Here is a 17,037-nt window from a genome sequence, read left to right as displayed (position 1 = left end):
CTCAGCGCACGATCAGCACGGAGCAGTCGGCGTGGTGCACGAGGTTCTGACCGACCGATCCCAGAATCGCACCGCGGAGAACACCTCGACCCCGAGAACCCACCACGAGCATCGACGCCGACACCGACATCGCACGCAGACCTCGCGTCGGGCTCGATTGAGCGCTCACCGTCGTCAGCGTCACCTCGGGGTACTTCTCGTGCATCTTCCCCACATGCCTTTCCAGCCAGAGCTTTTCGTGTTCCCCGACGCTCACCCAGTCGACGCCGTCGAAGCCGGTCCCCAACCCCGGTTGAGCGGCGAATCCCCAGTAGTTGACCGCGACCACCGGCGTGCCCATGTTGTCGGCCAGCTCGAGCGCGATACCGAGCGCTCGATCGGACTGCTCACTGCCGTCGATCCCGACCACGATCGGGCGGCCTGCTTCCTTCCTCTCGCTCTCGCCGCGGAGCAGCAATACCGGGCAGTGCGCGTGTGTCACGACACGCAGCGAGTTGCTACCGAGAGTCAGATCTCGGATAGCACTCGACTTCCTCGATCCCAGCACGACCATTTCTGCGCCGGTGTCGGCCACGTACGACGCTATGGTGCCGTCCACATTGACGGTTTCCACGGTGACCGTGGGTGCCACGTCGTGAATCGCTCCTTGCGCCCGGACCAATTGTTTGCGGCCCATGGCTCGAAGATCTCTCTCCAGTGCGCCGCCGTCGACGAATTCAGCCGATCCATACCAGTCCCCCACTGGCACAGCGTGAACGAGCCGTACGGTCGCGTGAACCTTCTCTGCATATGTCGCAGCCCATCGAGCTGCAGCCTCGGCCTCTGCCGAGCCGTCGATACCCACGAGGATGGGAAGCGTTCGGGCGGTGGAATTACTCATGTCGTTTTCCTGTCTCGATGCCTACGGTCGTGGCTGTGTCCGACGCAAGGCGACAGACACATATCGGGCAGTGCGCCAGTTCGACCCCCGAAACCGATGTCGGGCTCACTTCGACGAGTCTGTGCATCGGCGGACCGTCCGAATGTGGTCGCGGCAGTACATCTTCGAGGACTTCGACTCGCGCATCCACGACCGCACGCGCAATTCCGTGTATCACCACAGTCGAGTCGGTCATGCGTGCGCCATCCTCGGCGTCGACTTCCAGGACGACCGCGGAATCGAGCACACTGCGTCCCAATCGCGACCGCCCATCGGCGTAGAAGTACACCCGAGTGCCGATCCAGACGATGGACACGATGTCGATGGTGGGCCCGAAGTGGTCGTGGCCGATCAGTCGTGCAACAGCTGCTCGTCGCGCGAGCCGATGTGCAGTGGCCGAATCGAGAATTCGTCGACGCTCGTCGCTACCGTGCATGCTGTTCGGTACGGTGCGTTTCGTCATCGGTCTCTGCAGATAATCACCGGGCAGTGGGCATGCCGGGTGAGGTTGCTACTGGTCGATCCGAACAGCGCTCGCGCAACCACTCCGCGACCATGGCTGCCGACCACCACGAGACCGGCTCGCTTGGACAGGTCGACCAACAAGTGGGCGGGGTTTCCTTGTTGCACAATATTTTCGACGCTGACATCCGGATATTTCTCGGCGCACCCGGCCAGACATTCGGACATCAGAATCCGCTGTTCACGCTCGATCTCCGTGGTGTCGGGCGATCCGGGCGGAGAGAGCGCCGCTCCCTGCGACAACGAGTTCCAGGCAAGCGCGGCGATCATCGACACGCCGAACAACGAGGCCAGCTCGAAGGCTTGCCCGACGGCCACCTCACTGGTCGCGCTGCCGTCGATACCGACGAGAATCGGTGCGTCGACGGCGTCGGCTCCCTCCCGCCACACGATCACCGGGCACTGGGCCGCGTTCGAGACCTCCTGCGCCGTACTCCCGAACAATGCGGACACGATCGGCCCCGAACCGGAGTTGCCGACGACGAGCATCCGCGCGGTACGAGATAATTCGACCATCATCGCGCATGCGGACGTCTCCTCCACCGAGGTCGTCACTGCACTGTTCGGATGCCGGGCCAGCACAGCGGCGGCAACGTCGGACACGACGAGTTCGGCCGCGCGGCGCTGCTCGTCCCACACGTCCCTCGGTATCACCGATGCGGGCTCGCCCAGATAGAACGCGGGCTGCTGCACAGCCCCGGCGATGTGCATCGGAGAGCCCAGTCTCTCTGCGATGGTCGCTGCCCAGAGCGCAGCGCTGATGCTGCTGGGCGAACCATCGACGCCCACAACGATTTTTTGATGAGCTGCAAGAATCACGATCGTCTCCTGTTCGAGGTGCGAGCGGGCGCAGACAGCACCGACGCCACGGCGTGGCGCGGGGTTCGAGGTGGCGGCGAGCCGATCATGGGGGTGCCGATTCGAATCAGCACCTGCGCCAAACCGTTTCGCGGGGCCAGAGACTCGACCAGGTGCCTGCTTCCCGACTGTTCCGTCAGATGCGTCAAGGGGCATGTCGCCAGCCCGTCCGCGGTTGCGGCCAGGAGGAATGCGGACATGGCTCGGCCGCACTGCAACCAATCGTGGCGTTCGTCCGATGCCGTGCCGAGCAACACCACGGTGGACTCGTCCTCGACCGGCTCGGTCGTGACAGTTCTGGCGACCCGATGCGGTTCGGGAAATTGTCGCCCGACCTGCACCCTCGACGCCTCGGCCCGGTTCGTCAGGGCCTCCGGCGGAATTCCTCCCGAGCGGAACGAGTGGCCGGCCCACCATCTGATCTCTGCCTGATAGGTCGCGTCGTACTTTCGTACGCTCGCGCTCAGCGTCGAGGCCTTCGCCAACGTCTGTTTGGACTCTGCCGACAGGACGGTCATCGCCGTGCCGTAGTGATCCTGACCGAGGTACCGCGTCAGAATGCGATTGCTCGGCACCGGTCCGAACGCCCGCCGATCCGAGTGGCGGCGGTTGATCGCTGCCAACAGATCGAATTCGTGCGACCGAGGATGCGCGTCGTGCACGAAGCGAACACGCGCGAGATGATCGGGCGCACCCGGTGTGGGCAGCAGATCGATCTCGGTTGTCCACCTCAACGCCGCGGCAGCCTTGTCAAGGTGGTCCAACGCTGCCCCACAGCTCAACACCATCTGTCGCTCGGCCGGGTCTATCACCCCGAGCAACCGCGAGCTGTCGGTGTACAGATCGAGTTCACGTGCGGAGTAGGTCCACCGCCACGGCTGACTGTTGTGCACCGACGGTGCCCGACACGCGAGCTCCACCAGCATCTCCACCACCGCTGTATCCGGCTGATCGTTCATCGACTCTCCTCGCCCTCCCACCCCGACGCGGTGGCTGCACCCACTGTCGCCCCGAGCTCGCCGTGCTCGACAGGGCCATTCGTCACTCGATGGAGGGCATTCCGGTAAGGGAGTTGGGTGCAGGCCGACGGACGGCGGCAACCACAGGTTTAGTGTTGACGGGAATGCGACTCAGGAGCGGAACCTGAGAACGCGCGTACGCCGACCGCTCAGGAGAGTCATGACGACCCCGCAGAATCCTTCGGAAGAGCAACCCACCGACATCGACGTCAAACCGCGTAGTCGCGACGTCACCGACGGATTGGAGAAGACGGCAGCGCGCGGCATGCTCCGCGCCGTCGGCATGGGCGACGACGACTGGGTCAAATCTCAGATCGGTGTCGCATCGTCGTGGAACGAGATAACCCCCTGCAACCTCTCTCTCGAGCGGCTGGCCAAAGAGGTCAAGAAGGGCGTCCACGCGGCCGGCGGGTATCCCCTGGAATTCGGCACCATCTCGGTGTCGGACGGTATCTCGATGGGCCACGAGGGCATGCACTTCTCGCTGGTCTCCCGTGAGGTCATCGCCGACAGCGTCGAGACCGTCATCAGCGCAGAGCGTCTCGACGGTTCCGTTCTGCTCGCCGGCTGCGACAAGTCCTTGCCCGGAATGCTCATGGCCGCAGCACGTCTGGACCTGGCGAGCGTGTTCCTCTACGCGGGCTCCACACTGCCCGGCTTCGCCACCCTGTCCGACGGCAGCGAGCATCAGGTGACGATCATCGATGCATTCGAGGCCGTCGGGGCATGTTCACGCGGACTGATGTCGCGCGCCGACGTCGACACCATCGAACGCGCCATCTGCCCCGGCGAAGGTGCCTGCGGCGGAATGTACACCGCCAACACCATGGCCAGTGCAGCCGAGGCCATGGGAATGTCGTTGCCCGGCAGCGCTTCGCCGCCCGCACCCGATCGCCGTCGCGACGGATTCGCACACGCCAGCGGTGAGGCCGTCGTCGACCTTCTCCGACGCGGCATCCGCACCAGCGACATCCTCACCAAGGAAGCGTTCGAGAACGCCATCGCCGTCGTCATGGCCTTCGGTGGCTCCACCAATGCGGTCCTGCATCTCCTCGCCATCGCCCACGAAGCTCAGGTCGAGCTGACCCTCGCGGACTTCACCCGCGTCGGTGCGAAGGTTCCCCACCTCGCGGACGTCAAACCGTTCGGCAAGCACGTCATGACGGACGTCGACGCGATCGGCGGAGTGCCCGTCGTGATGAAGGCTCTGCTCGACGCCGGCCTGATGCACGGCGACTGCATGACGGTCACCGGAAAGACCGTGGCGCAGAACCTCGCTCACATCGCACCGCCCGATCCCGACGGCAAGGTATTGCGCGCACTCGACAAGCCGATCCACCCGACAGGCGGCATCACCATCCTGGAGGGCTCACTTGCTCCGGGCGGGGCCGTCGTCAAGTCCGCAGGCTTCGACTCCGACGTATTCGTCGGCACCGCACGAGTTTTCGAGCGTGAACGCGCGGCTATGGATGCTCTGGAGAACGGAACCATCACCGCCGGCGACGTCGTCGTCATCCGCTACGAGGGACCCAAGGGCGGGCCGGGAATGCGCGAGATGCTCGCAATCACCGGCGCGATCAAGGGCGCGGGCCTGGGCAAGGATGTCCTGCTGCTCACCGACGGACGGTTCTCCGGCGGCACCACCGGCCTGTGCGTCGGACACGTGGCCCCCGAGGCCGTCGACGGCGGTCCCATCGCCTTCGTCCGCGACGGTGACCAAATCCGACTCGACGTCGGCAAGGGCACCCTCGATCTCCTGGTCGATGCAGCCGAACTCGACTCCCGCGCAGAGGGCTGGGCTCCGCTGCCGCCGCGCTACACCCGCGGAGTGCTGGCGAAGTACTCGAAGCTGGTGGGCTCGGCCTCGAACGGTGCGGTGCTGATCTAGCACTCACCCGCCCCCTGCTCCCCACCCCCGCCCTTCCACCCCCGCCCGCCCGTCTCCCCCGCTCGCCTCCCCGCCGCGTCAATGGACCACTGCATTGCAATGGTCCATTCACGCGAGTGGGGTGAACGGGCAGGTGGGACGGTCGGGCGGGTGTGGGCGGCGGGCAGGGAGAGCTACAGCGGCATTGCCCACATGGAGCTCGAGCGTTCCTTGAACTCTGTGCAGTTCGTATGTTGCTTGCTCGCCCTCTGGTAGAAGGTCTGCAGCGGAGCAACGGGTTGCACCGGCTCCGGAGCGGGTGCAACCGGGAGATCGCTGAGCTCGAGTGCGGCGTCGAGAGCTTCCTCTGCCTCGACGCGTCGGGTGCGCGCCAGGTTCGACAACGCGAGCTGGTGGATTGTCACTCGCTCACCGGACTTGGTGTCCACACTGGCCTGTCGGGCGACCGATGCGTCCAATTCGTACACCTTCGAGGCCAGCTGATAGATGCTGGGGCGTTCGAGTTCTGCGTCCACCAGAGACGGCTCGGCCACAGTGCGCGCCGGCACAGCCTTCGGCAAGACCTTCGGTGAAATTTCCTCTGCGGCACGTACTGCGCGTCGCACACTGGGCCTGTCGATTTTTGCAGCCGACGGCCGTTCCAGTAGTTGCTCGAGTTCGGCTACCTCACGAACGGCTGCTCCATCCTTGGCCGGCGGAACGACGAAGGGCACGATCGGCTCGAACGCGATCCTCTCCGAGGAGACAGCCAGTTCCGCGCTCCGCGAGGGGATCAGCAGCGCCACGATCACCGTGCCGACGCCGAACACCACGGCGGCAACCAGGCTGGTGTGCGCCACGGCGTCGCCGAACGCGGCCACGGCATTGGCCTGCAAATTGTCTGCAAATCCACTGAGAAACGCATTCTGGGCGCGAATGATGTCGGACACGATCACTGCACCGGCAAGCGAATCCTGAGACGCAGCAAGCCCTTCCGCTGCCTGCCCGGTGTACTGGCCGTTCGGTTGCTTCCCGGGGAACGTTTGCAGAAAGCCTTCGATTCCCTGGCGATAGGACGCGGCGAGCACAGAGCCGAGCACGGCGATTCCCAGCGAGCCGCCGAGTTCGAGCGCTGTGTCGTTGAGTCCGCCGCCCACACCGAGCTTGCTGTCCGGAAACTCGCCCATGATGGCGTCGGTGCATGGTGAGACCGACAGGCCGATCGCGAGACCGAGCAGCGTCAGCACGGGTAGGAAGTCGGAGTACGTTGCGGTCGGATCGATTCCGATCAGCGAGACGACGGACACCGTTCCCACGATCATGCCTGCGGTCACGGTGATGCGTGGTCCTAGTTTGGGTGTGAGCCACATCGTGATTCCGGAACCGACGAAGACTGCTCCGGCCAACGGCAAGAGGTGCACACCCGTGGACACCGGGCCGTACCCCAGAGCGAACTGGAGGTACTGGGCGACGAAGTAGATCGCACCGAACGTGACCAGGAAGAACACCAGCACCGCGAGGGTCGCGCCACTGAGGATGCGGGAGCAGAATATTCGGACGTCGAGCAGCGGATTGGGGTGGCGCAGTTCCCATCCGACGAAGCCCACGATCGACAGCAGGCCGACGAGGCCGAAGTACAGCGGCCCGACGGTCCAGCCGAAGTGCATTCCCTCGATGATGGCGTAGACGACGGTCGACACAGTCAGGACCGACAGCAGTCCACCGACCCAGTCGATCGCGCCGGGGTCGACGGCCCGCGACGGCGGAACCAGGACGACGGCTCCGACGATGGCCGCCAACGCAATAGGAACGTTGATCAGGAAAGTCGAATGCCAGGTGAAGCTCTCGAGGAGCCATCCCGCCAGCAGTGGCCCGGCTGCGATGGCAAGTCCCGAGGTCGCCGCCCACACGGTGACGGCAGTGGCGCGCTCCCGCTTCGGGAACGTGGAGACCAACAGCGACAGGGTTGCGGGCATGACGATCGCCGCGGCGACTCCCATGACGATGCGGGCCAGGATGACCCCGAGGGTGGCGTCGGTGAGTGCCCCGGCGATCGAACCTGCCACAAAGATGATCAAGCCGAGAATCAGTGCCCCTCGGCGGCTGTAGCGATCACCGATCACGCCGCACAGCAGCATCAGTGACGCATAGGGGACGGTGTATCCGTCGATCACCCACTGTAGGTCGCTGCTGGTCAGACTCAGGTCGAGAGTCATCGACGGCGCCGCGACCAACAGGGATGTGTTGGCCATGACCACGATCAGCAGGCTCAGGCACAAGATCACCAGAGCCGACCAGCGTCGTGGATACGGTTTGTGCATATCTTGGACAGGCGTCATCGCAAGCAACGTCATTGTGTTCCCCCCCGTTGGCAAAGTGCCGACACACCTTGCACAGTGCTGTGCAGCTTAAGAAGAATCGTCTAAGATCGGCAATCTTTTGTGGCGGCAGCCACACTCTGCGCACACGATCGTGCTAGATGTTGACCTGTGCGTAAGACGACGGAGTCGAGATCGTCTACACGGGATGCCGCAGCGCCGCCCGTGCAGCGACGTGACGCTCGGTCGAACAGAGCGAGAATTCTCGATGTCGCACAACGGGTGTTGGCGGACAATCCGGATGCAACCATCAACGACGTCGCGGCCGCGGCAGGGGTGGTTCGACGAACCGTCTACGCCCACTTCGCCTCTCGCGAAGCCCTGATCGACGGCATTGCCCTCGAAGCGGCCGACAGCATCTCGGCGGCACTCGGCCGCGTACCAGCCGCCGACGAATCGGCCGTGACGGTCTTCGTCCGGCAGACGCTGGCCCTCACGCGCGTCGGCGACCAGTACCGCCTACTTCTCGCGGTCGCACGAACAGATCTGGGCCACAACGGTATTCACAATCTCCTCGGGCCGATGCGAGAAGCGGCCGCTGCCGTCATCCGGCGCGGTCAGCGGGAGGGCGTGTTCTCCTCGTATCAAGCCGCAGAGGTACTCATCCTCAACATCGAGGCGATTGCGCTGTCCATCCTCGATGCCACCAACGCCGGACTGCTCACCGATCCGGCAGGGGCCGCCACGACGTCGAGCCTTGTTTTGCTGGGGATCACCCCGGAGGATGCGGAACGTACCGTCGCCGAGGTCCGGGCGTTCGACTCGTCAGCACGCGCCCGCTGACAACTCCGGGACCTTCGAAACGACGAATGTCCCGCCGGCGAGCAACGGATTGCTCGAGCGGGACATTCGGTGCGAACTGTGGACCGTCAGGGAGCGGGAACGAATCCTGCGCCGAGTCCGTTGCCCTGATCGACGTTACGAAGGATCGCGTCGAAGTTGGTGCCGACCTCGGGGCCGAAGCACGCCACGCCGAGGTAGGCGTTCACCATGCCGACGAGGGTGTTGCCGACGACGACCGGGCTGCCCGAATCACCTTCGACGACGCACAGCTGAGCCCAGGTCTCCTGTGACTGCAGGACGTCTCCGTACGCGAGACCGCAGGTGTTGCCGGTGGTACGGCCTTCCTTGCAGACGATGTTCGGGAACGCCGTCGGCGGGCCGACCTGAGAGATGGTCACGTTGCCCACGCGGTTGATCGGTGCAACCTTGTCGCGCTGGAATTCGATGACGGCGTAGTCGTACTCCGGGTTGGAGAACGCGATGCGGCCGACTTCGCCGAGAGAGGTGTCGTACTCGGGGACGATGGAAGCGCCCGCTTGGCCACAGTGGCCGGCGGTGAAGCCGACGAGATTCCCGTTGCGGTCATTACCGATCGTCGTCAGTGTGCACTCGACCTGGCCTCCGACGATGATTCCCGAGCCACCGCCGAGAGCAGCTGGAGCGGCCGCGGATGCGGTCCCCACGCCGACGCTGGCTACGATTGCAGCCGCCCCCACGACGACGAGCATGAATTTCTTGAACATGTACTCCCTCTCAGCGGTGTCGGCAGAACCCTAGCAACAACAGGTGTACGAACACGAGTGAGTGGTTCATACGTCCTGCTCGAGGGCGGCAAGGGTGGTGCGCGCTTCCTCCAGCTGACGACTGAGTTCTGCAACGCGGCGAGCAGCCTCCTCGCGCGCGTGGGAGATGACGGCTTCGACTGCGTCGCGTGCGATGGGGTCGCCCAACTCTCGCACGGCCTTGCTCACCGACTCCGGACTCACCGGTTGCGCCTTGGTGGGCCGCTTCGCACCCTGGGTGACCGTGACCGACCAATCGTTGTCCGCCCCGGCGTGAATAGTGACGCTGACTCCGCCTGGGGCCTTCTTGGCCCGACGGGCAGCCTGCTGTTGCGGCTGCGTGGTCTTCGGTTGTTCCACCACTGCCCTGGATTGTTCCACCACTGCCCTTGATTGTTCCACCACAGCCTTGGGCGGCACCGGCGTTGTTCTGGGCTGCGCCGGCGCTGCCTGGGTTCGGACCGGGTCGGTGGCCACGGAAGGTGCCACCTTCTTCGCAGGTACTCGCTTGGCCGGCGGCGGCGGGGTTGCCGCATTGCGGGTGATGCGCAGTTCCTCTGCCTCGTAAGGCAATTCGTCGTTGACGCCCTTCGGGCTGATGGTGACCGTGGTGCCGTCGATCGAGACCACCTTCGCCGACGTGCCCTCGGGCAGCCCAAGGCTGGGGTTCGGCTCGCGCAGATACACAGTGGCCCGACGCCCCTCGGCGAGCGCCGCAGCCAGCGCCGTCAGGTTCTCAGGGGTCAATGAATCGTTCACGGCGCGCCCACGGGGTGGCATCGACTACCGGCCTTTCTCGAAAGTGTTTGCGAATACTGTCGCACAGATACTCGGCCGATGTCTTCGACCGGGCGCGGAACCACGTCGACCGCACGCCTTCGGTGGGGTATTGCGGAAGTGTCTGTTAATCCAAGTAACTGTAACCTCAAGTAACTGTTACTTGGATTAACACTTAGATTTGGTGGCCGAGAAAGCCGATGACCCCAACTCTATACGAGAGTCCTTCCGAACGCCCGCCAAGTCCACTCGACGTAACATTCACTCCCGAAAAGTGCCTGTGGTCGTTCCGCAAGCTCCACTCCGGGCCACCGAACGTCACATCGACTACCGGTCGGGTACCGGCGAGTAGCCGTGCGCGTCGTCGAGAAATTTCGTCCCGTGACCACCTCGCCGAACCGCCCTCGCGGCCGGTATCTCCCGCGTAGCCTGGCGACGTGCCTTCTTCTGTAGGTACGGAACAGGAGCCTCGATGTACCACCTCGACGCGGACGAACAATCGCTCAGCGACGGTCCGCACGTGTATTTGCTCGATGCCAAATCCACCCTCGAGGTTCAGGCTCTGAATCAGTGGATCGATGCGACCACTCCCGACGGCGAGCCGAGGCCGCCGTCGGTCGTGTTGTCCGGTGAAGCGAGAACCTCACTGGCCGAGAGTGTTCGCGGGTACGCCGACGATCCGCTCCTCATTCCGTTGCGCGTGACGCTGTCCGATCGCAAGAACGGCATTTTGCACCGCATCTTCGCTCCGCGCGGTCGGTCCAAGCCAACCCAGGTATGGCAGCGGTGGGTCGCGAACGACGATCCCGATCATTCGGCGGTGTTGGTCGGCGAGCCCGCGACCCTCCGTGATCTGCAGGATCGGTTCGAACGGGGCGGCGGCACCTCGCTCTCGTCGTTCATCCTGCGCCAGGCCAGTCTGGCGTTGGACAAGGCCGAGCGTGGCGTCATCGGATCCGAGTACAAGATTCCGCGATTCGTCGTCGAGGACATGACGGAGCAGAAGAAGTTCCACGACGGCATCACCGCACTCGCGGACGAGGTCGGTCAGGACCGCGACGCAGTCGACAAGCGCGTCAACGACATCCTCGGCGAGATGGTCGCAACCGAGACCCGCCGGGCAGTAGAGATGTGGGGCACCCTCGGAGCGTATTTCTCGCGGGCGTACAAGGTCGACGTCGATCGCGATCAGCTGCAGAAGGTCCGCGAACTCAACAAGAACTATCCGTTGGTGTTCCTACCCAATCACCGTTCCTACCTCGACCCGCTCGTGCTACGCCCGGCGCTGCTGGCCGAGGGGCTGCCGCTCAATCACGTCATGGGCGGCATCAACGTCGGCTTCTGGCCGCTGGGCCCGATCGCCAAACGCAGTGGCGTCGTGCTCATTCAGCGCAAGTTCTCCGACGCGATCTACAAGTGGACGCTGCGTCAGTACATGAGTTTTCTGCTCAGCAAGCGGTTCAACCTCGAGTGGTACATCGAAGGCGGACGCAGCCGCACCGGGAAGCTTCGCCCGCCGAGGTTCGGCCTGCTCACCTATCTGGTCGACGCCCTGGAGTCGAGCGACGCCGAGGATGTCTATCTGGTTCCGACGTCCATCACCTACGACCGTCTGCACGAGGTCGGCGCGATGGCCGAGGAATCGCACGGGGCGAAGAAGCAGGCCGAGGGCATTCGGATGGCCATCGGGTACATCCGTGCGCAGGGCACGTTGCGCGGCAACGTGTATCTGAACTTCGGCGAACCGATGTCGGTGGCGTCGATCGTCGCCGAGAACACCGACAAGCGAGTCGCGGTCCAGAAGATCGCGCTCGGCGTCTCCCACGCGATCAACGACGCCACACCGGTGACTCCGGCGGCCTTGGTCACGATGGCATTGCTGGGAATCGAGGATCGCGCACTCAACGTCAACGAGATGTGGGCCATCATCGCCCCGCTCGCCCGCTACATCAAACGCCGCAACCTGCCCACCGCGGGCGGCGTCGACATCGCCGACGTCGATGTGGTGCGATCGGCCGTCGTCGCTCAGGTCAACGCCAACGTGGTCAAGCGTTTCGACGATGGTCCCGAGCCACTGTTCTACCTGGCGCAGGACAAGCATCTGGTCGCAGCATTCTTCCGTAACAACGCAATTCACTTCTTCGTCATGCGTGCCATCGGAGAACTGGTGGTGCTGCCGACCAGCGGCGATTCGGCACCTCTGACGCAGGAGTCGCTGTGGCAGTCGGCGCTTCAATTGCGCGATCTGCTCAAGTTCGAGTTCTTCTTCGGCGACAAGAAGGACTTCGGGCAGCGACTGGAATCCGAGGTCGACCTGATCGACCCGGACTGGCGAACCAAGATCAGCGACCCCGATTATGCTGCGCACCAACTGCAGTCACAGGATCTGCACCTGGCGCACCGCGTACTGCAGCCGATCTTCGAGGCGTATCAGGTGGTGGCAGATCAGCTGATGCTGCTGCCGCAGAGCGGCGAGTTCGACAAGCCCAAGTTCATCGCGGAATGCCTCGGTGCCGCTCAGGCCAGGCGATTGCGTCAGCAACTCGACCACAGCGAGTCCATCTCCGGCGAATTGTTCGATACTGCATTGCAATTGGCCGAGAACAGGGATCTCGTCGATTCCGGCTCCGACGGTGTCGCGCGCCGGCGCAGAGACTTTGCGCTCGAGATCGACGAGTGGGCCCGCAAGGTTCGCACGATCCGAGACATGGCCCACCAGATGCTGCGTGCGGTAGAACCGATCTCGGCCCCCGAGGAGAACAATTCATGACCGAGTTCGACGATCGACTGATCGCGATCGCCGCCGCACCACCGGGCCGAGACACCGTGGCATTCTTCGATCTCGACGGCACCCTGATCAACGGATTCTCGGCCCGCGCAGTCTTTCTCGAGCGTCTCAAAACCCTCGACGTGACGGTGAAGGAGCTGTGGGAGATCTCCAGCGCCGTCGTCGAGATGCGGATGCGCAACTCCCCCGTCGACAACTTGATGGGCAAGGCCGTCCGCGGTCTGGAGGGCCGTCGGGAGGAAGATCTGATGGAACAGGCATACACGCTGTTCCGCAACGAGATTGCGCCGATGATCTTCCCGCAGGCCCGTGCCCTCGTCGAGGCGCACCGGCATGCCGGACATCGCCTGGTGATGGCTACCTCGGCCACGCCGTACCAGGCACTGCCGGTGCAGCAGGACATGATGTTCGAGGAATTGCTGTGCACCACCCCCGTCGTCACCGATGGAATCCTCACCGGCGAACTCGTCGGCGACTCGTTGTGGGGGCCGCGCAAGGCGCAGGCAGCGATCGACTACGCCGAACGTGAAGGCATCGACTTGGCGGGCTGCTTCGCCTACTCCAACGGCGGCGAGGACGTGCCTCTGCTCGAGGCGGTGGGACGACCCGTCGCCCTCAACCCGGACCCCGATCTCGCGCGCTATGCCGCCAAGAAGAAGTGGCCTGCTCTGACGTTGGAAAGCCCGAAGCGCGGCACGGACATCACGTCGGCCGTACGCAGCACAGCGGCGCTCGGATCGGTGCTCGCAAGCGCGTCGATCGGACTCGGGCTGGGCATTCTGACGCGGAGTCGCCGCACCGGTGCAAACATCACCAGCACCATCGCGCCCGACATCGCGCTCACTCTGGCCGGCGTGAAGCTCGACGTCACCGGCACAGAAAATGCCTGGTCGGCCCGCCCGGCCGTCTTCATGTTCAACCACCAGAGCACTGCCGACTCGATCATCGTCACGTCGATCCTCCGGCGAGACATCACCGCAGTGGCGAAACGCGAACTCGAACGCGACCCACGATTCGCGCTGCTGGGCAGGATCTTCGACGTCGCCTACGTCGATCGTGGTGATCCCTCACAAGCGCGCGAGGCGATGCGTCCCGCAATCGAGAAGCTTCACAGCGGTATCTCCGTCGCCATAGCACCCGAGGGGACGCGAATGCCGACGTCACGTCTCGGCCGATTCAAGAAGGGCGGCTTCCACCTGGCTATGCAAGCGGGTGTCCCCATCGTGCCCATCGTCATCCACAACGCGGGTGATGTGATGTGGAAAAAGGATTTCACCGTCCACTCCGGTACGGTCAGGGTCACCGTCGGCGAGCCCATCCCCACCACGGACTGGGAGCCCGACAAGATCGACGAGTACGTGGACGATGTTCGTTCCTATTTCGACAGAACGTTGGGATATGCCTGAGAACCAGATCAACTCGGTAGTACAGACGGAAATCGAACGGAATCTGCTGGGCGGAGAGCCCAAGTACAACCGTGCGGACATCGTCGAGAAGTCCGGCATTCCGCTCGAGCGAGTCATTGCCCTGTGGATCGGGATGGGCTTCCCCATCCACACCGATACCGAGGCACTCGTCTACACGGACGCCGATCTGGAAGCTCTGAAGCTGATCACTGCACTCACCGCGCAGAAGGTGATCAAGCCCGAGATGGAGGTCGCGATCGCGCGCACGCTCGGGCAATCCATGTCCAGGCTCGCGGAATGGCAAGTGGGCGTTGTGAACTCTCACATACTCGAGCGCATCATCGACAGTGACGACGACAAGAACGACATCGACGCGATTCGGCGCAACGCCCGAGCGATAGCGGCAGAGACCGTCCCCACCCTCGAGGCACTCCAGGGATACACCTGGCGTCGGCACCTGGCTGCAGCCGCCGGTCGATCCATCGCCGCGCCCGACGACGCCACCGAGAGTCCCACCATGGCCGTCGGGTTCGCCGACATGGTGGGCTACACCAGCTTGACGCGTCGGCTGGACATCGGTGAGTTGACGACCCTGCTCGAGGAGTTCGAGTCGCTGGCCACCAATATCATTGCGCGCGGGCGTGGTTCGGTGATCAAGAACGTCGGCGACGAGGTGATGTTCAGCGCGCAGACACCCGAGGATGCCGCCCACATCGCCCTCGACCTGCAGGACGCGTTCGATGAGCAGGAGGACATGCCGGACCTACGGGTCGGGCTGGCCTGGGGGCCGGTACTGGCCCGGTACGGCGATCTGTACGGCTCGGTGGTCAACATTGCCGCGCGGCTGACCAGCTCTGCCAATCCCGGCACGACACTTGTCGATACGGTCATGACAGAGGAACTCCGCCACGATTCCGAGTTCTACCTCAAATCTATTCGCTCATTGCGGGTCAAGGGCTTTCACAAGCTCAAGCCGCATGCGCTCCGCCGCAACAAACGGGGCGGTCACAAGAGCGAGGAGTAGAACTCCAGGTGTCGACGTGCGGCCTCGTTCCAGGTGAGGCTGCGCGCCAGAGCCAGCCCCGGTCGTGGATCCCGCGGCTCGTGCAACACACGATTCAACTCGCTCGACATGTCATCCACCGACGATGCGTAGGTCACGCTGTCTCCGAACACTTCTCGCAGTACCGGCAGATCGCGCGCCACCACCGGGATCGACGCGGCGAGCGCCTCCATGGCGGCCAGGCCGAAACCCTCCTTCGTGGAGAAGAACGGCAGCACTGCGGACTGCGCCACGAGGTGCGGCAGTTCGTCGTCGTCGACGGTTCCGAGTATCACCGGCTCGATTCCCAGTTCGGTTGCACGACGGTCGAATTCCGTCCGATAGTCGCGATAGTCGAACAGCGTCTCGCCGCCGGCGAACACCAGTTGCACGTTACGCTCGGGCAGCCCGGCGAAGGCGTCGAGCAGATCGAGACTGCCCTTGCGTGGCTCGATACCGCCGACCGCCAGCACATATCGGCCGAGCTTGTCACGCCAGTGCGTTCGGCCGGACTGCGCAGCGGCAGCGAACCTCTCGGCGTCGACGCCGTTGGCGATGACCGTGGGTTCGAGTCCCCACCCGCGGCGAACATCGGTTGCCACCGCAGCCGATACACAGATGCGCGCGTAGGGCACGGTGATTGCGCGTTCGTGACACGCAGCCAGTTCGGGCGTGGTGAACTCGTCGAGATGATGGATGGTCCTGATACAGCGACCGACGGCGTTGGCGGAGATACAGTCCTGAGCATGGACGATGTCGTACTCGTCCGGTGTGAACGACTGTCGCAGCACATCTATCGACCGCAGTATCCGCTGACCGACGCTCTCGTTCTCCCGCTGCGGCTCATCCTCCTGCTGAGGGAACGGCACCATCCGCACGGTGACGGCGGGGTCGACGGTACGAAAGAACTCACTGTCGCCGTCGCGGCCGAGAGACCACACCGAAACGTCCTGCCCGGAGCGCGCAAGCGCCTCGGCCAAGGCCAGCGTGTGCACCACGCCGCCACGCGGCTTGGACGAGTAGGTCAACAGGGCGATCTTCACTGATCCGGCTTCTCCTGCAGCAAATTGGGGTAGGCGTCGACACGACGTTCGGCGAGGTGGTGCAACCCTCTGCGGGCCCGGTCCACTTCGGCGTCGACATCGATCTCGTGCACGGCCAGGCCGCCTTTGGACCACGTTTTCGCCAGGACGTCACCACCGGGTCCGACAATCTTCGCTTGCCCCAGGAAGCGTAACGACCCCATCACTCCGGTCTGGTTCGACGACACCAGCACCACCTGATTCTCCGCGGCCCTGGCGGCGTCGTACAGATCGAACAGCCTGGACTGCCGGTCGTTCGGCAGTGAGGACGCCCGATCGGTGACGCTGGCGGGCCACGCCGACAGTGCCGCAATGATTCTCGCGCCGTCGAGCGCCAACGCGCGCGCCGATTCCGGGAACGTCTTGTCGTAGTCGATCAGCATGCCCATCCGCCCCACCGGAGTATCGAAGGCCTCGAACCGGTCGCCGGCCGCGTAGGCCAAGGACTCTCCGAGGGGCTGATGCACCTTGCGGTGACTGCCGAGAATTCCGTCACCCGTCAGGCATGCAGCAGCGTTGTATCGCAGTCCTTTCGACAACTCGGTGTAGCCGATGCAGACCGTCATGTCCCCTGCCGCCGCGATGATCGTGGCCAGCTCGGGACCGTCCGGATCGAGCGTCGGCGGTAACTCCGCGGGATCCGGATTGCTCAGACTGTCGATGTAGCCCCCGAGGGACGCGTCGGGCAGCACCAGGAGATCGATACCCTCTCTGGCCGCACTGGAAATGATCGTCGTGATCTTCAGTACGGCCCGATCGACATCTCTGCCGAAATGCGCTGCCAGCGCGCCGATCTTGATGGGGGCCACGTCGA

Annotated in this window: 14 protein-coding genes; 5 read left to right on the top strand and 9 right to left on the bottom strand. The window is 64.1% G+C overall.

All coding sequences use genetic code 11. The annotated features are described in order from the left end of the window. Nucleotide 1: 1 nt before the first annotated feature. From O4220_RS03610 to O4220_RS03595, 4 genes are read right to left on the bottom strand one after another with little or no spacing between them, the layout of a single operon-like run. On the bottom strand, nt 2–880 hold the full coding sequence (locus O4220_RS03610) for a universal stress protein (protein WP_269602195.1): 879 nt from the start codon (nt 878–880) through the stop codon (nt 2–4). Beyond that, on the bottom strand, nt 873–1,382 hold the full coding sequence (locus O4220_RS03605; protein WP_269602194.1) for a hypothetical protein: 510 nt from the start codon (nt 1,380–1,382) through the stop codon (nt 873–875). The genes O4220_RS03610 and O4220_RS03605 overlap by 8 nt, the downstream gene beginning before the upstream one ends. Then, nucleotides 1,379–2,260, bottom strand: coding sequence for a universal stress protein (locus O4220_RS03600; RefSeq protein ID WP_269602192.1), 882 nt, complete (start codon nt 2,258–2,260; stop codon nt 1,379–1,381). Before O4220_RS03600 ends, O4220_RS03605 begins: the two co-directional genes overlap by 4 nt. Then, complete coding sequence (locus O4220_RS03595) at nt 2,257–3,258, bottom strand: Acg family FMN-binding oxidoreductase (RefSeq protein ID WP_269602191.1); 1,002 nt, start codon at nt 3,256–3,258, stop codon at nt 2,257–2,259. Before O4220_RS03595 ends, O4220_RS03600 begins: the two co-directional genes overlap by 4 nt. A 220-nt stretch (nt 3,259–3,478) precedes the next feature. Here O4220_RS03595 and ilvD point away from each other — a divergent pair, with 220 nt between their 5' ends. Beyond that, nucleotides 3,479–5,206, top strand: coding sequence for a dihydroxy-acid dehydratase (gene ilvD / locus O4220_RS03590; RefSeq protein WP_269602190.1), 1,728 nt, complete (start codon nt 3,479–3,481; stop codon nt 5,204–5,206). A 173-nt stretch (nt 5,207–5,379) separates the two neighbouring features. Here the strand turns inward: ilvD and O4220_RS03585 are convergent, their stop codons facing one another. Beyond that, the gene (locus O4220_RS03585) at nt 5,380–7,539 is read right to left on the bottom strand and encodes an MFS transporter (protein ID WP_420030306.1); all 2,160 of its coding nucleotides are present in this window, start codon (nt 7,537–7,539) and stop codon (nt 5,380–5,382) included. Between the two features lie 189 nt (nt 7,540–7,728). Between O4220_RS03585 and O4220_RS03580 the strand changes: the two genes are divergently transcribed. Continuing rightward, the gene (locus O4220_RS03580) at nt 7,729–8,346 is read left to right on the top strand and encodes a TetR/AcrR family transcriptional regulator (protein WP_269602188.1); all 618 of its coding nucleotides are present in this window, start codon (nt 7,729–7,731) and stop codon (nt 8,344–8,346) included. Nucleotides 8,347–8,432: 86 nt separating this feature from the next. On the opposite strand, the gene O4220_RS03575 is transcribed toward O4220_RS03580, so the two are convergent. Both O4220_RS03575 and O4220_RS03570 read right to left on the bottom strand, forming a co-directional pair. Further along, nucleotides 8,433–9,089, bottom strand: coding sequence for a serine protease (locus O4220_RS03575; RefSeq protein WP_269602187.1), 657 nt, complete (start codon nt 9,087–9,089; stop codon nt 8,433–8,435). Nucleotides 9,090–9,155: 66 nt separating this feature from the next. Beyond that, nucleotides 9,156–9,908, bottom strand: coding sequence for a DUF6319 family protein (locus O4220_RS03570; protein ID WP_269602186.1), 753 nt, complete (start codon nt 9,906–9,908; stop codon nt 9,156–9,158). A 469-nt stretch (nt 9,909–10,377) separates the two neighbouring features. On the opposite strand from O4220_RS03570, the gene O4220_RS03565 reads away from it, so the two are divergent. Genes O4220_RS03565 through O4220_RS03555 form a run of 3 tightly spaced genes read left to right on the top strand, consistent with a single transcriptional unit; the run spans nt 10,378 to nt 15,123 of the window. Next, nucleotides 10,378–12,675, top strand: coding sequence for a glycerol-3-phosphate 1-O-acyltransferase (locus O4220_RS03565; RefSeq protein ID WP_032402142.1), 2,298 nt, complete (start codon nt 10,378–10,380; stop codon nt 12,673–12,675). After that, nucleotides 12,672–14,099: an HAD-IB family hydrolase gene (locus O4220_RS03560; RefSeq protein ID WP_269602185.1), complete on the top strand. Its 1,428-nt coding sequence runs from the start codon at nt 12,672–12,674 to the stop codon at nt 14,097–14,099. The genes O4220_RS03565 and O4220_RS03560 overlap by 4 nt, the downstream gene beginning before the upstream one ends. Continuing rightward, nucleotides 14,092–15,123: an adenylate/guanylate cyclase domain-containing protein gene (locus O4220_RS03555; RefSeq protein ID WP_269602184.1), complete on the top strand. Its 1,032-nt coding sequence runs from the start codon at nt 14,092–14,094 to the stop codon at nt 15,121–15,123. Before O4220_RS03560 ends, O4220_RS03555 begins: the two co-directional genes overlap by 8 nt. On the opposite strand, the gene O4220_RS03550 is transcribed toward O4220_RS03555, so the two are convergent. Next, complete coding sequence (locus O4220_RS03550; protein WP_269602182.1) at nt 15,105–16,184, bottom strand: MSMEG_0565 family glycosyltransferase; 1,080 nt, start codon at nt 16,182–16,184, stop codon at nt 15,105–15,107. The two genes, O4220_RS03555 and O4220_RS03550, sit on opposite strands and share 19 nt — an antisense overlap. Beyond that, on the bottom strand, nt 16,181–17,032 hold the full coding sequence (locus O4220_RS03545) for a carbon-nitrogen hydrolase family protein (RefSeq protein WP_269602181.1): 852 nt from the start codon (nt 17,030–17,032) through the stop codon (nt 16,181–16,183). Before O4220_RS03545 ends, O4220_RS03550 begins: the two co-directional genes overlap by 4 nt. Between the last annotated feature and the right edge of the window lie 5 nt (nt 17,033–17,037).

Origin of the sequence: Rhodococcus ruber (genome assembly GCF_027270735.1) — a bacterium.
Taxonomy (GTDB): domain Bacteria; phylum Actinomycetota; class Actinomycetes; order Mycobacteriales; family Mycobacteriaceae; genus Rhodococcoides; species Rhodococcoides rubrum_A.
Note: the sequence above shows the minus strand (reverse complement) of the source record. Positions and strands in the feature narration are given on the sequence as shown.

Bases quoted from the DNA above. Each gene is read 5' to 3' on its own strand.
- O4220_RS03610 (WP_269602195.1), bottom strand. From the start codon at position 880: ATGAGTAATTCCACCGCCCGAACGCTTCCCATCCTCGTGGGTATCGAC.
- O4220_RS03605 (WP_269602194.1), bottom strand. From the start codon at position 1,382: ATGACGAAACGCACCGTACCGAACAGCATGCACGGTAGCGACGAGCGT.
- O4220_RS03595 (WP_269602191.1), bottom strand. From the start codon at position 3,258: ATGAACGATCAGCCGGATACAGCGGTGGTGGAGATGCTGGTGGAGCTC.
- ilvD (WP_269602190.1), top strand. From the start codon at position 3,479: ATGACGACCCCGCAGAATCCTTCGGAAGAGCAACCCACCGACATCGAC.
- O4220_RS03585 (WP_420030306.1), bottom strand. From the start codon at position 7,539: ATGACGTTGCTTGCGATGACGCCTGTCCAAGATATGCACAAACCGTAT.
- O4220_RS03575 (WP_269602187.1), bottom strand. From the start codon at position 9,089: ATGTTCAAGAAATTCATGCTCGTCGTCGTGGGGGCGGCTGCAATCGTA.
- O4220_RS03570 (WP_269602186.1), bottom strand. From the start codon at position 9,908: ATGCCACCCCGTGGGCGCGCCGTGAACGATTCATTGACCCCTGAGAAC.
- O4220_RS03565 (WP_032402142.1), top strand. From the start codon at position 10,378: ATGTACCACCTCGACGCGGACGAACAATCGCTCAGCGACGGTCCGCAC.
- O4220_RS03560 (WP_269602185.1), top strand. From the start codon at position 12,672: ATGACCGAGTTCGACGATCGACTGATCGCGATCGCCGCCGCACCACCG.
- O4220_RS03555 (WP_269602184.1), top strand. From the start codon at position 14,092: ATGCCTGAGAACCAGATCAACTCGGTAGTACAGACGGAAATCGAACGG.